This window comes from Halorientalis sp. LT38, assembly GCF_037031225.1.
GTDB classification, from domain to species: domain Archaea; phylum Halobacteriota; class Halobacteria; order Halobacteriales; family Haloarculaceae; genus Halorientalis; species Halorientalis halophila.
This window is the reverse complement of record NZ_JAYEZN010000001.1, coordinates 136767-148908: the sequence shown is the minus strand read 5'-3', so window position 1 is coordinate 148908 and position 12142 is coordinate 136767. Positions and strand designations below refer to the sequence as shown.

14 protein-coding genes and 1 tRNA gene are annotated in these 12142 nt (G+C 67.7%); 8 read left to right on the top strand and 7 right to left on the bottom strand.

Annotated features, from left to right (window positions below):
- Positions 1 to 2: 2 nt before the first annotated feature.
- Positions 3 to 422, bottom strand: a complete 420-nt coding sequence (locus tag U5918_RS00850; RefSeq protein WP_335998755.1) for a DoxX family protein — start codon at positions 420 to 422, stop codon at positions 3 to 5.
- A 139-nt stretch (positions 423 to 561) separates the two neighbouring features.
- Here U5918_RS00850 and U5918_RS00845 point away from each other — a divergent pair, with 139 nt between their 5' ends.
- Positions 562 to 915, top strand: a complete 354-nt coding sequence (locus U5918_RS00845; protein WP_335998754.1) for a winged helix-turn-helix transcriptional regulator — start codon at positions 562 to 564, stop codon at positions 913 to 915.
- A 229-nt stretch (positions 916 to 1144) separates the two neighbouring features.
- Here U5918_RS00845 and U5918_RS00840 read toward each other — a convergent pair whose 3' ends face one another.
- Together U5918_RS00840 and U5918_RS00835 are read right to left on the bottom strand one after the other, a co-directional pair.
- The gene (locus U5918_RS00840; protein ID WP_335998753.1) at positions 1145 to 2341 is read right to left on the bottom strand and encodes an MFS transporter; all 1197 of its coding nucleotides are present in this window, start codon (positions 2339 to 2341) and stop codon (positions 1145 to 1147) included.
- 86 nt (positions 2342 to 2427) lie between these two features.
- Complete coding sequence (locus tag U5918_RS00835) at positions 2428 to 2802, bottom strand: tautomerase family protein (protein WP_335998751.1); 375 nt, start codon at positions 2800 to 2802, stop codon at positions 2428 to 2430.
- A 168-nt stretch (positions 2803 to 2970) separates the two neighbouring features.
- On the opposite strand from U5918_RS00835, the gene U5918_RS00830 reads away from it, so the two are divergent.
- Positions 2971 to 4794 (top strand): SLC13 family permease, encoded by a 1824-nt coding sequence (locus tag U5918_RS00830; RefSeq protein ID WP_335998750.1) that lies wholly within the window; start codon positions 2971 to 2973, stop codon positions 4792 to 4794.
- Positions 4795 to 5064: 270 nt separating this feature from the next.
- On the opposite strand, the gene U5918_RS00825 is transcribed toward U5918_RS00830, so the two are convergent.
- Together U5918_RS00825 and U5918_RS00820 are read right to left on the bottom strand one after the other, a co-directional pair.
- Positions 5065 to 5538 carry a universal stress protein gene (locus U5918_RS00825; protein WP_335998749.1) on the bottom strand — a complete coding sequence of 158 codons (474 nt, stop codon included), beginning with the start codon at positions 5536 to 5538 and terminating at the stop codon, positions 5065 to 5067.
- Positions 5539 to 5588: 50 nt separating this feature from the next.
- On the bottom strand, positions 5589 to 6620 hold the full coding sequence (locus tag U5918_RS00820) for a tyrosine--tRNA ligase (protein ID WP_335998748.1): 1032 nt from the start codon (positions 6618 to 6620) through the stop codon (positions 5589 to 5591).
- 104 nt (positions 6621 to 6724) lie between these two features.
- Between U5918_RS00820 and U5918_RS00815 the strand changes: the two genes are divergently transcribed.
- Complete coding sequence (locus tag U5918_RS00815) at positions 6725 to 7186, top strand: DUF7960 family protein (protein WP_335998746.1); 462 nt, start codon at positions 6725 to 6727, stop codon at positions 7184 to 7186.
- A gap of 54 nt (positions 7187 to 7240) precedes the next feature.
- Here the strand turns inward: U5918_RS00815 and U5918_RS00810 are convergent, their stop codons facing one another.
- Complete coding sequence (locus U5918_RS00810) at positions 7241 to 8347, bottom strand: Mrp/NBP35 family ATP-binding protein (protein WP_335998745.1); 1107 nt, start codon at positions 8345 to 8347, stop codon at positions 7241 to 7243.
- Between the two features lie 137 nt (positions 8348 to 8484).
- Between U5918_RS00810 and moaA the strand changes: the two genes are divergently transcribed.
- A complete protein-coding gene (gene moaA, locus U5918_RS00805; protein ID WP_335998743.1) occupies positions 8485 to 9465 on the top strand; it encodes a GTP 3',8-cyclase MoaA in 981 nt (326 codons plus the stop codon).
- Between the two features lie 13 nt (positions 9466 to 9478).
- Here moaA and U5918_RS00800 read toward each other — a convergent pair whose 3' ends face one another.
- Positions 9479 to 10270: a hypothetical protein gene (locus tag U5918_RS00800; protein ID WP_335998741.1), complete on the bottom strand. Its 792-nt coding sequence runs from the start codon at positions 10268 to 10270 to the stop codon at positions 9479 to 9481.
- A 298-nt stretch (positions 10271 to 10568) separates the two neighbouring features.
- On the opposite strand from U5918_RS00800, the gene U5918_RS00795 reads away from it, so the two are divergent.
- From U5918_RS00795 to U5918_RS00780, 4 genes are all read left to right on the top strand, one after another.
- Positions 10569 to 10653: transfer RNA gene (locus U5918_RS00795), tRNA-Ser, on the top strand.
- Between the two features lie 20 nt (positions 10654 to 10673).
- Positions 10674 to 11213 carry a 30S ribosomal protein S13 gene (locus tag U5918_RS00790; protein WP_335998740.1) on the top strand — a complete coding sequence of 180 codons (540 nt, stop codon included), beginning with the start codon at positions 10674 to 10676 and terminating at the stop codon, positions 11211 to 11213.
- On the top strand, positions 11213 to 11743 hold the full coding sequence (locus U5918_RS00785; RefSeq protein ID WP_335998739.1) for a 30S ribosomal protein S4: 531 nt from the start codon (positions 11213 to 11215) through the stop codon (positions 11741 to 11743). Before U5918_RS00790 ends, U5918_RS00785 begins: the two co-directional genes overlap by 1 nt.
- Before the next feature lie 3 nt (positions 11744 to 11746).
- Positions 11747 to 12139: a 30S ribosomal protein S11 gene (locus tag U5918_RS00780; RefSeq protein WP_335998737.1), complete on the top strand. Its 393-nt coding sequence runs from the start codon at positions 11747 to 11749 to the stop codon at positions 12137 to 12139.
- The last annotated feature ends 3 nt before the right edge of the window (positions 12140 to 12142 follow it).

Sequence of the window (12142 nt, the reverse complement as noted above, 5' to 3'; positions counted from 1 at the left end):
ACCTAGAAGAGGCCGACGTTCAGCGCGTAGGGCCAGTTCGCGCTCCCGAGCGCGAGGAAGACCAGCGCGCCGCCCAGCAGCGCCACGTTCTTGAGGAAGTTGATCATCTCGTCCTGCTGGTCCTCCTCGGCGGCCGCCCAGAAGTCGTGCATCGTGGGCGTGGTCACGAGCAGGAACAGCACGAGCGCGCCGGCGCCGAGGACCGGGTACGCCCCGAGCACGAGGGCCAGTCCACCGAACAGCAACATCCCACCGGTGAACGGTACGGCGAGTCCGGGCGCCGGGATACCCTTGAACTCGGCGTAGCCGCTCATCTCGTCGGCGTTCGTGAAGTGGTTGAGCCCCATGAACGCGAGCACCGCACCGAAGAGGACGCGGCCGACCAGGAACGCCTCGGCGGCGCCAGCCGTCTCGAAGACCATCAGACCGTCACCGCCGTCGTCGCGGTCAGTTTCGATCCGATACTCGATAACATCGTGTTACCTGATTTCGCCACACTACCTGGTTTCGATGCGAACCTATTTAGCCGTTCCCGGACATAGGAGTTAGCAGGTAACACCGATGTCAGGAGAAGACCACCCTGGTCCGTGCCCCATCGTCCGTTCCATCGAACAGATCGGTTCCCAGTGGCGACTGGTCGTCCTCCACGACCTCCGCGAGGGGGAGAAGCGGTTCAACGAACTCAAGCGTTCGACCGGTGCCAGCTCCCGCACGCTCTCGCGCGTGCTCGACGACCTGCAGGAGACGGGCTTCGTCTCCCGGCGACTCGAAGAGGACGCGCCCGTCGCGACGTACTACGAACTGACGGAGAAAGGCGAGTCGCTGTGTCCGGTCTTCGACGAGATCGAGAACTGGGCCGACGAGTGGCTCGTCCCCAAGGCCGACCCCGACGCGGACCCCGCGACCGCCGATTGACGGCTGACAGCCGTCAATCGAGCCCTCGGTCGCTTGGCTCCCGAGGACGCCGACTGACGAACGAAGTGAGCCAGTCGAGCCCCGTCTCGCTTGGCTCGACGGGACGCCGATTGACGGCCAACGGCCGTCGATCCAGCCCTCGGTCGCCTGGCTCCCGGGGCCGGGCTCGACTGAGGCGCTTCGCGTCCGGTATCCCGCGATTCGCGACCGGACGACGCTGTCCCCGCTTTCACTCGCGCATCGCCGTCTCGTCGCTCGCGGGTTCCAGTCGAACGCTGTGCGCGAGGAATCCGGTCGCGGCGACGGTCCCGGCAGCGAGTAGCCACCACGATCCCCGATAGCCGACGGTGTCCGCGAGGTAGCCGAACGCCGGTGGGGCGACGATCGAGCCGACGACGAGCGCGAGCTGGCCGCCGGCGGTCGCACCGCCCATCTCGTCGGGCCCGACCAGCGTCGCCATGTAGGAGTAGTAGACCCCGGTATTGCCGAGGACGAAGAAACCGAGCGCGGAGAAGGCGACGACGGCCCCCCACGCGCTGTCGGTCGCGGGGACGACGACGAACAGTCCGGCGCCGGCGACTGCCTGTCCGAGCAGGATCGCGCCGATTCGCCGCTGCGGGTCGCCCGGTAGATTGTCGCTCAGCCACCCACCGACGAGACGGCCGGCGCTGCCGAACAGCTGGACCAGCGCGAGCACAACGCCCCCGAAGGCGATCGAGGCGCCGATCGCCTCGTGGACGTAGAGGACGGTGTACCCTGTCGTCGTGAACAGCGCTGCGCCGAGGAAAAAGCCCGCGGCGACGAGCGCGCGGTACGGCCGGTTGCGCGCGAGGGCTCGAAAGTCCGGGTACTCCGCCGTTCCACCGCCCTCTGTGCCGCGATAGGCGAGCGCGAAGACGGCCGCGACGACGAGTCCGAACCCGGCGGCGAGGAGGAACCCGGCCTGCCAGAACAGGACGCCCGCGAGGCCGGTCACGAGCAATGCGCTGACGCCGCTCCCGGCGGTGACGCCGACCTGTTTGACACCCATCGCCAGGTTCTGGCGCCCCGCGGCGACGGCGTCGTAGACGGCCTTGTTCGTCCCCGGGATGGCCGTCGCGTACGTCGACCCGAGGAAGAAGGCCGCCGCGAGCAGGAGGCCGTACGTGGGAGCGCCCGCGACCGCCGCGGCCCCGGCGGAGAGCCCGACGAGACCGATCACGAGGGCTCGCTTCTCGCCGAACCGGTCGATCAACGAGCCGACGGGAAGCAACCAGACCGCGTACCCGAGCGTGAGCGCCGCCAGCACGAATCCGACCGTGAACCGCGTGAGGCCGAAGGCGTCCCGGAAGAACGGCGTCGCGGCGAACACCGTGTAGTAACAGATACTCGCCGCGACCTGCCAGAGCGACACGAGCGAGACGGTCCACCAGTAGGACCGGTCCATCGACTACCACGACCGTTCTCGACGCCTTTCACTGTCCCGGAGACGGCGATCGGTTCCGGGTGGTGCTCGTCCGGTGCCCGACTCGATCACTCGCCGTCCCACTCCCCACCGACGCGGTCGACGCCCATCATCGACTCGCCGGGGTGCTCGGTGAACACGGCCTTCAGGTTCTCGTCGGGCACGTCGAAAGTCTCGCCGAGGTACGCGAACGTTTCGAGGGCGAACGCGCGCTTGCGGTCGAACGACCGCCCCTGCCGGATCTCGGCGTCGAGGAACAGGAGCGGGCCGTCGACCGCACGGCCGAGGTGGAGGTCGGCCGGCTCGCGCTCGCGGATCGTCACCGCGACGTGACCCGCGGTCGTCGCCATCTCCTCGGTGTAGACATCGGTCACCCGCTCTGCAAGGGCTGACTTCTCCGCGGCCGACAGCGAGAGGGTCGTGTCGAACTGGAGCAGCGGCATACCCTACCATGTGCCGATCGCGGAGTAAGCGTTCCGACGGCGGGCCCCGCGAGACGTGGATCCGGGCGGTCCCCTCGGCTCGCCGACCAAGGCTCGGGGCACCCGCGGACCGTCACGCTCCGGGGGGTGGCAGTACTGTTTTCACCGGCATCAACGAATCATACGCTCATGGCAGACTCGCAAGGGTACGCCGAACGATTCTGGAACTACGTCTGGCGGCTCGACCGAGACACGAGGTCCGCCCTGCGAATGCGCCCGACTGCCCTGCTGGATCGCTCGAAACTCTCCCCCGAGGAACGGAAACTCGCCGACCGCCTCGCGAGCGACGGCGGCCTGGAGCCAAACCCCGGAGAATCCGACGGCGCCGGATCGAGAGGGAGCGGTGCCGGCGACGGCGGCGGTGGCGGTCCGCCCGACGGCGGCGGAGACGGGGACAGCGGGGACGGTGACGACGGCTCGGCGTTCGACGTCGGCGGCACGTACGAACGTCGGCAGAAGGTGGGACTCGTGCTCGGACCGGTCCTGTTCGCGGCGATTATGCTCCTTCCGTCCCCGGAGGGGCTGTCCCCGGCCGGGCAGGCGGTCGGCGCGACCACGGCCTGGGTGGCGGTGTGGTGGATCTCCGAGGCCATCCCCATCCCGGCGACGTCGCTGCTCCCGATCGTTCTGTTCCCGCTGACCGGGGCGCTGGACGTCGACGCGGCCACCGCGCCCTACGCGAACGACCTGATCTTCCTGTTCATGGGCGGGTTCTTCATCGCGATGGCGATGCAGCGCTGGGATCTCCACCGGCGGATCGCGCTGCGGACCATCAAGGTGATCGGGGGCGGCCCGAAGCGGATCATCCTCGGGTTCATGATCGCGACGGCGTTCCTCTCGATGTGGGTCTCGAACACCGCGACGGCGATGATGATGACGCCGATCGGGCTCGCGGTGATCCTCCAGACGAGCGACCTCGTCGACCGGACCGACGCGGACGTCCCCACGGCCCAGGGCGAGTTCCGGTTCGGCACGGCGCTGATGCTCTGTATCGCCTACTCGGCCTCGGTCGGCGGCGTCGGCACGATCATCGGCACCCCGCCGAACCTCGTGCTGGTCGGGGCGATCAACGAGACGTTCGGCCAGTCGATCTCGTTCGCCCAGTGGATGCTCTACGGCGTCCCCATCGCCGCGCTGGGGGTCGCGATCATCTGGGTGTACGTCACCAGGTTCCTGCTGCCGCCGCGGATCGACAGGCTCCCCGGCGGGATCGACGTCATCGACGACGAACTCGCCGCGCTCGGGCCGATGGATCGCGAGGAGAAACTCGTACTCGGCGTCTTCACCCTGACCGCGGCGGCCTGGATCTCGCGGTCGTTCGTCCTCGAACCTCTCGTGCCCGGGATCTCGGACAGCGTGATCGCCATCGCGGGCGCGCTGGTCCTGTTCCTGATCCCTGCCCGCGAGGACGACGGGTCGTTCACCTTCTTGCTCGACTGGGACACCGCCGTCGGCATCCCGTGGGGGATCATCCTCCTGTTCGGCGGTGGACTGTCGATCGCGGCCGGGTTCGAGGAGTCGGGACTCGCGGTGTGGATGGGCCAGCAACTGGGTGCCCTCGAGGGCGTCTCGATGCTCCTGGTCATGGGCGTCGTCGTCGTCCTGACGATCTTCATGACCGAAGTCACCTCGAACACGGCGACCACCGCGATGCTGATGCCGATCATGGCCTCGCTCGCGGTCGGCCTCTCGATCCACCCCTACGGGATCATGATCGGCGCGGCGACCGCCGCGTCGTTCGCGTTCATGCTCCCCGTCGCCACGCCTCCGAACGCCGTCGTCTTCGGCTCGGGGTACATCACGATGCCCCAGATGGCCAAGACCGGGTTCGGACTCAACCTCATCGGCATCCTGCTCGTCATCGTGCTCTCGCTGACCTGGCTCCCGCTCGTCTGGGGTATCGACGTCGGCCAGCTCCCGCAGTGGGCCGGACTGATGATCCCGTCCTGGTGACCGGACCACACCGCCGGTCGTCCGCCGGGTGCCCCCGAGTCAGTCCGGATGGCTCTGTTTGAGGTGATCGTCCCGGGCCACCTCGGTGTCGAAGGTCTCCCCGCACACGGGACAATCGAACCCGCCGTCGGATCCGTCTGCGTCGGACATACACGGAAGATGCGACCCGAACGGAAAAACGTCCCTCCGAATCGGTCGACAGCCGCCACCCGGTCGCCGCCCCTCGCGGTCTCCGTTCCGGTACCCGGTCTACTCGTCGTCCGCTACCGCCTACGACTCCGTTACCCGCTCCGGCACCACGGTGACCGGTCGGTCGCTGTTCAGCATCACCGCCTGTGCGACGCTGCCGAACAGCACTTTCCCGACCAGCGACTGTCCGCCGACCCCGAGGACGATCGCGTCGCTGTCGAGTTGCGCCGCGAGGTCGAGGATCTCCTCGGCCGGGTCGCCGGTCCGCTCGTGGACCGCTACCTCCACGTGGCTCGATTCGAGGCGGTCGACGGCGGTTTCGACCGCCGATGGGAGCCGATCGGTCTCGCCGACCTTCTCGGCCATCTCCTCGGCATAGGTCTCGCTGAACGTGTCGCCGGCGGCCCACTCGGTATCGGCCGTCGACACGTCATCGTGGACGTGGACGACATCGACGGCCAGGTCGCTCGCCGCCGCGGGGAGTTCGAGGACGGTCTCGACCTGTGCACGCGCTCGCGACTCGTCCGTCGCGATCGGGAGCAGTACGCGGTACATGCCTCGCAATTCGGGCCTCAGCAGTAAAGGCGTTCACCGCGCGTCGGTCGTCACTCGTCGTTCTCGGGGTAGGCCTCGGCCAAAAGTTCCGGCCGGTCCGTCAGGCGCTCGCGGATCGGCGCGATGGCGTCGTCGATGGCGTCCGCCGCCGCGTTCTTGAGGTCCTGTGGGTGGAGGTCGCCCTCGACGTAGTCCGATTCGAGGGCGTCGTACGTCTCGAAGACCAGATCCCCGCCGTACTCCTCGGGCCGCTCGACGACGAAGTCCTCGCCGCGCTCCTCGAGGATGGGGAAGACCAGGTAGCGCACGTACTCCAGCACGCCGTTGTCCTCGACTTCTCCCTGCGGGCAGTACGCGCCGTTGATCTTCTCGGCCACCTGCTCGGGGTCGTCGGTGAGGTTGATCTTCGAGGTCGCGTCGGAGGCGCTCATCTTCCCGCCCGAGAGGCCGGAGAGGAGCGGCGCGAACAGACAGACCGGCGCCTCGCCGCCGTGCTCGGGGAGGATCTCGCGGCCCAGCATGTAGATGCCGCGCTGGTCGATCCCGCCGTAGGCGATGTCGGCGTCGAGGAACTCGACGTCGAGGTTCTGCATGAGCGAGTAGATGAGTCCGCCGAGGTTCGGGCTCTCGCTCTCGCGGACGACCTCGCTGCCGGCCCGCTGGGCGCGGGCGACGGTCGTCTCGGCGGCCATCCGGTACATCTCCATCGTGTAGTCCTCGTCGAGCTGGAAGTCCCGGCCGCGGACGAACTCGACCGTCTCGGGGTCACCGCCGGCGGATTCGAGCATGGCGCGGATGGACTCCTCGTAGTACTCGCTGCGGGCGTCGAGCAGGTCCCAGGGCGACTTCTCGCTATCGAGGTGGGCATGCAGGTCCGCGATGAGGACCGTGACGTCGACGCCGGCTCGCTGGAAGTCAGCGAGTTTGCGGATCGTGGTGAAGTGGCCGATGTGCATCTCGCCGGTCGGGGCGTAGCCGATGTAGGCCGTCGGCTCCCCCTCGAGTAGTTCCGCCAGTTCGTCTTCGGTGACGACCTCCTCGGTGTAGCGCGTCAGCAGGTCGAGCCGGTCGGCCGTGTTCATACCCACGAGTCCCGGTGCCGGCGATTAAAACCTTGTCAGTCGGCGCGGTGGCGGTCCGGTTCGGACGGGACAGACACAAGCAGGCCCAGCCCCTAGCCGGCGGTATGTACACGGGGAAGACGAAGCAGCCGTGCTGTCTGTGCGGGAACCCCGACACCGCGTCGCGGCTAGACCTGCCGCCCCGGGCGGTGCAGTTGCTCGACAACAGCGGCCCCATCGCCTGGCAGGACATCGTCGGGGAGGTGTCGATCCACTTCTGTGCAAGCGACTGGGAGACCGTCGTCGATCTCGTCCTCGACGCAGGCATGAGTCCGCTCTCGCGGTGTAACGCCGCCCGAGCGGACTTCGACCTGCGCGAGGACTTCGAGGCGCTGCTCAACGAGGTGCGCGACGAACCCGACCAGGCCCCGCTGGAGCGGGAGATGCGTGAGGAGAGCCGCCGCGTGATCGAGGCCTACGACGAGGACGATCACCTCGACGTTCGCGATCTGGTGGAGGCCCGCGTGATATCGTGGGCGCTGGCGGACCTCGCCGACGGAGCGAATCGCGCGGCGGCGGACGACTGAGCGGCGGTCGTCCGAAATTGCCGCCGTCAATGCCCGTGATTGTCCTGGTAGCCGTCAGTGCCCGTGATCGTGCTGGTGGTCGTGACCGTGTTCGTGATCGTGTTCGTGATCCGGCGTCGAGCGTTCGACGGAGAGGCCGCGCCGGTGGACGATCCCCTGCATGTTCGCGGTGTCGGCGGCGAACTCCCGGAAGGCCTCCCCTGTCTCGCTGTCCTCGTCCAGAACCGTCGGTTCGCCGTCGTCGCCGCCCTCCCGGACCCGCTGGTCGAGCGGGATCGATCCCAGGAATGGCATCTCGGCCTCGTCGGCGAACTCGCGGCCGCCGCCCTCGCCGAAGATGTGGTGTTCTGAGCCACAGTCCGGACACTGATAGGAGGCCATGTTCTCCACGATGCCCAGCACGGGCGTGTCGTGCTTGCCGAACATCTCGAGGCCCTTGCGGGCGTCGTCGACGGCCACGTCCTGGGGCGTCGTGACGATGACGGCGCCGGTGACGGGGACGCTCTGGAGCATCGTCAGCTGGGTGTCGCCGGTGCCCGGCGGCAGGTCGATCACCATGTAGTCCAGCGCGCCCCACTCGACGTCCTCCCAGAGCTGGGTGAGCACCTTGTGGACCATCGGGCCGCGCCAGATGACGGGGTCGTCCTCGCCGACGAGGAAGTCCATGCTCATCAGCTTCATCCCGAACTTCTCGACGGGGACGAGCTTCTCGTCCTTCGTCGCCTTCGGGCGCTCTTCCGTGGCGACCATCCGCGGGACGTTCGGGCCGTAGACGTCTGCGTCGAACAGGCCGACGCGGGCGCCCAGTTGCGAGAGCCCGGCGGCCAGATTGACGGCGACGGTGCTCTTGCCGACCCCGCCCTTCCCGGAGGCGACGGCGATGACGTTTTTCACCTGGGGCAGGATCTGCTCCTCGGGGTCGATGCCGCTGTCGACCTCGGCCGAGAGTTCGATCTCGAGGCCCGTGTCCGCGAGGGCCTCTCGCACGTCGTCGGCGATGGCCGTCTCGGTCGGTGAGTACGGCGCACCCAGCGCGAGCGAGATGTGAACCGTCTCGCCGTCGAGCGTAATGTCGTTGACCAGCCCGAGCGAGACGATGTCGTCGCCCAGGTCCGGATCCTCGACCGAGCGCAGGCGGTCGCGTACGTCGGCTTCGTCCATACCCCGTGAGACGGGCCGGTGCGTCGATAAGAGTTGTGAACTCGGGAACCGAATCCGCCGATCGCGTAACGGAAACCAGTTACATGAGCCCCGCGATCGACGGCGGATTTAAGCACGCGGCCGACCGAGCCCTGGACATGCTGGTCGACCAGTTCGGGCGCGAGGTGTCGGGGGTCCGTGTGTCGCTCACGGACCGGTGTAACTTCGACTGCGTCTACTGCCACAACGAAGGACTGGGTGACACGCGCGGCCCGATGGACCCGCGGGACGACGAGATGACGACCGACGACGTGGTCCGCTTTCTGGAAGTCGCCGCCGAGTTCGACGTCGAGGCCGTCAAGTTCACCGGCGGCGAGCCGATGTTGCGCGAGGACCTGGAGGAGATCGTCCGCCGCACCCCCGACTCGATGGAGACCTCGCTGACGACCAACGGCACGTACCTCCCCGGCCGCGCCACCGATCTGGTCGACGCCGGTCTCGACAGGGTGAACGTCTCCCAGGACGCCCTCGACCAGGAGGCGTTCAAGCAGGTCACCCAGAGCGGCGAATACGCGGCCGTGATCGAGGGGGTGGAGGCCGCCCTCGACGCGGGTCTGGACCCGGTGAAGCTGAACATGGTCGTCTTCGAGGCGACCGCCGGCTACGTACCCGAGATGGTCGACCACGTCGCCGAAAACGACGGGCTCCAGCTCCAGTTGATCGAGTACATGCCCGAACTGGCCGGCCGCCCGGAGTGGGCGATCGACATCGACCGCGTCCACGGCTGGCTGGAAGAGCAAGCGACCGTCGTCGAACACCGGGACATGCACGACCGACGGCGCTACTGGATCGGGGGCGGTCCCGACGACGACGAGGGCGGTATGGTCGAGATCGTCGACCCCGTCGGCAACGCGGAGTTTTGCGCCAACTGCCATCGCGTGCGCGTCACGCACGAAGGATACCTCAAGGGCTGTCTGAACCGGAACGACGACCTGCGGTCGATGGGCGAGATGACCAAGCCCGAGATCAGGGAGACGTTCCGCGAGACGGTCGCAGAGCGCGTGCCCTACTACGGCGAGTACATGATCGAAGGGGAGGACGGCGAGTGGACGATCAACGAGGAGTACATCGGCGTCTGACCGCCCATCGTTTTCAGACCGGTCTGCGATCGACGTAGAGGAATCCCAGCGCGACGGCGAACAGCCACTTGCAGACCTCGTAGCTCACGCGCCGGGCGAAGGGGTAGTTCAGCGTCGGCCCGGTGCCCTGGGAGAGCCACGTCAGGAGCGCGAAGACGGCGACGAGGGCGCCGAGGAGGGCCATCGCGAGCGCGCCGGCCCAGAACAGCGCGCCGACGACGGTCCAGCGGGCGGTTTTCACCGCGCGCCAGCCGAGGCGACCGGCGAAGGTCGGGCGAGCGCGGTCGATCACCGTGGCGGGGACGACGAGCGTCGAGGACACCAGCAGGTAGATGAGCAGCGGATACAGCGGCACGAGATAGAGTTCGAGGTGCCCGGTCGTCTGGACGCCGGGGACGACCGACGCGACGTCGCCCCGGAGGAGGGCGGAGAGCGTGACCGCGCCGAGCGCGATCGGCAACAGAGGGACGGCGACGACGACCGAGCCGACGACGGTCCCCTGGACGAATCCCACCGGCGTCTGCGGCGCTGCACCGGTCCAGTCCGCCATGGTCAGGTAGGTGACGGCGAGCACCGGGCAGGCCAGGCAGAACTCGGCGACGAGCAGTTCGAGGGGCGACAGATAGGTGGCGGCCACCGCGGTCAGGACGCCAGTCGCCAGGTAAAGCGTCGACAGCGCCGGCACGTCGACGAGGAAGCGACCCGTCCGCACGCCCAGCGAGGCCGCGTGCACGGCCGGGTCCGGCAGCGACGAGACGGCGGTGCGGTACCAGGTCCAACACGTCTCGGCCAGGGGCGCCGTCATGGTCGGTCGGCGGCGGGTTCGGGCGCCACCCCGGTGTGCGTGCCCGTTCGAACCCCAGTCATCGACTGGCGATTCGATCCGATTCCGTATAAGAACGTTCCTTCAAATAACAGGTCACTGAAGGAGAGTGCCGGACGCCGCGGGTCGGGACCGTACCGTCGGGTGCCGTCCGTGGTGGCGATCCGTTGCGTTTAAATAGACCCTCGAATAACCTCCGGGTACAGATCGTGTAGGGGCAGCGGCCCCGAGTCCGTTTCGAGACCGGAGGTCTCGCGGGCGGCAGTACAAAAGACAGCGGGTCGTGGTAGCCAAGTCTGGCCCAAGGCGCAGGGTTGCTAACTCTGTGGCGTCAAGCCTCCGGGGTTCGAATCCCCGCCACGACGCTCACCGTAAACGGTTACACATGAGTGCAGAAGACCCACCCGAGGACGAGAACGCGGAGGAAGAGGAGGAGGACATCCGCTACTTCGTCCGTATCGGACAGACCGACCTCGACGGGACCAAATCCGTCGAACGAGCACTGACAGACATGAACGGCATCGGCCACCGGGCCGCCCGGATCATCATCGAAAAGACCGACATCGACCGCCGCGAGGTCTTCGGCAAACTCGAAGACGAGGAGATCGAAGAGATCGTGGGCCTGGTCGAGGGCTACGCCGACGAGGTGCCCGAGTGGATGACCAACCACCAGTCGGACTACTTCTCGGGGGAGACGACCCACGAGATCGGCAACGAACTCGGCATGACGCGCCGGCAGGACATCAACCGGATGAAGATGATCGACTCCTACCGGGGCGTCCGCCACAAGCGCGGGCAGAAGGTCCGCGGCCAGCGCACGAAGTCCACTGGACGTACCGAGGGGACCATCGGCGTCAACGTCGAGGCTATCAAGGAAGAGCAGGCCGAGGAGGCCGCCGCCGAAGAGGAGGGAGGTGAAGAGTAATGCCACTCGGAACGAAGACCAAACTCTACGAGACGCCGAACCACCCCTTCCAGGGTGAACGTATCGCCGGCGAGCACGACCTCGTCGCCCGCTACGGGCTCAAGAACAAAGAAGAGCTCTGGCGCGCCCAGTCGGAACTGCGTTCCTACCGGCGCGAGGCCCGCCAGCTGCTCAGTGCCGCACAGGGCGACACCGAGGGCGACGCCGAGGCCGCCGAGAGCGCGGAATTCCTGGCCCGCCTGAAGAAGCTCGGCATCCTCGACGAGGAGGACGGGCTCGACGACATCCTGTCGCTGGACGTCACCGACGTGCTGGAGCGCCGGCTCCAGACCGTCGTCTACCGCAAGGGCCTGGCCAACACGGCCCGGCAGGCGCGGCAGTTCATCTCCCACGGACACGTCACGATGGAGGGCAGCCGCGTCACGGAGCCCTCGTGCAAGGTGGCCGTCGCGGAGGCCGACACGGTCGAGTTCGACAGCACGAGTCCGCTGACGGACGAACTCCACCCCGAACGCGCGGAGGAACAGTAAACCATGGCTGAGGAAGGACCTGACGACATCTGGGGCATCGCCCACGTGCACGCATCGTTCAACAACACGATCATCACGATCACCGACCAGACCGGCGCGGAGACGCTCGCGAAGTCTTCGGGCGGGACGGTCGTCAAACAGAACCGCGACGAGGCCTCGCCGTACGCGGCCATGCAGATGGCCGAGACGGTGGCCGAGGACGTCATCGCGCAGGGCGTGGAAGGCGTCCACGTCCGCGTTCGCGGTCCTGGCGGGAACCAGCAGACCAACCCCGGTCCGGGCGCGCAGGCGACCATCCGGGCGCTGGCTCGCGCCGGCCTCGAGATCGGTCGGATCGAGGACGTGACGCCGATCCCGCACGACGGAACACGCGGCCCGAAGAACAGCGGGTTCTAACAC

Bases quoted from the DNA above. Each gene is read 5' to 3' on its own strand.
- U5918_RS00850 (WP_335998755.1), bottom strand. From the start codon at position 422: ATGGTCTTCGAGACGGCTGGCGCCGCCGAGGCGTTCCTGGTCGGCCGC.
- U5918_RS00845 (WP_335998754.1), top strand. From the start codon at position 562: ATGTCAGGAGAAGACCACCCTGGTCCGTGCCCCATCGTCCGTTCCATC.
- U5918_RS00840 (WP_335998753.1), bottom strand. From the start codon at position 2,341: ATGGACCGGTCCTACTGGTGGACCGTCTCGCTCGTGTCGCTCTGGCAG.
- U5918_RS00835 (WP_335998751.1), bottom strand. From the start codon at position 2,802: ATGCCGCTGCTCCAGTTCGACACGACCCTCTCGCTGTCGGCCGCGGAG.
- U5918_RS00830 (WP_335998750.1), top strand. From the start codon at position 2,971: ATGGCAGACTCGCAAGGGTACGCCGAACGATTCTGGAACTACGTCTGG.
- U5918_RS00825 (WP_335998749.1), bottom strand. From the start codon at position 5,538: ATGTACCGCGTACTGCTCCCGATCGCGACGGACGAGTCGCGAGCGCGT.
- U5918_RS00820 (WP_335998748.1), bottom strand. From the start codon at position 6,620: ATGAACACGGCCGACCGGCTCGACCTGCTGACGCGCTACACCGAGGAG.
- U5918_RS00815 (WP_335998746.1), top strand. From the start codon at position 6,725: ATGTACACGGGGAAGACGAAGCAGCCGTGCTGTCTGTGCGGGAACCCC.
- U5918_RS00810 (WP_335998745.1), bottom strand. From the start codon at position 8,347: ATGGACGAAGCCGACGTACGCGACCGCCTGCGCTCGGTCGAGGATCCG.
- moaA (WP_335998743.1), top strand. From the start codon at position 8,485: ATGCTGGTCGACCAGTTCGGGCGCGAGGTGTCGGGGGTCCGTGTGTCG.
- U5918_RS00800 (WP_335998741.1), bottom strand. From the start codon at position 10,270: ATGACGGCGCCCCTGGCCGAGACGTGTTGGACCTGGTACCGCACCGCC.
- U5918_RS00790 (WP_335998740.1), top strand. From the start codon at position 10,674: ATGAGTGCAGAAGACCCACCCGAGGACGAGAACGCGGAGGAAGAGGAG.
- U5918_RS00785 (WP_335998739.1), top strand. From the start codon at position 11,213: ATGCCACTCGGAACGAAGACCAAACTCTACGAGACGCCGAACCACCCC.
- U5918_RS00780 (WP_335998737.1), top strand. From the start codon at position 11,747: ATGGCTGAGGAAGGACCTGACGACATCTGGGGCATCGCCCACGTGCAC.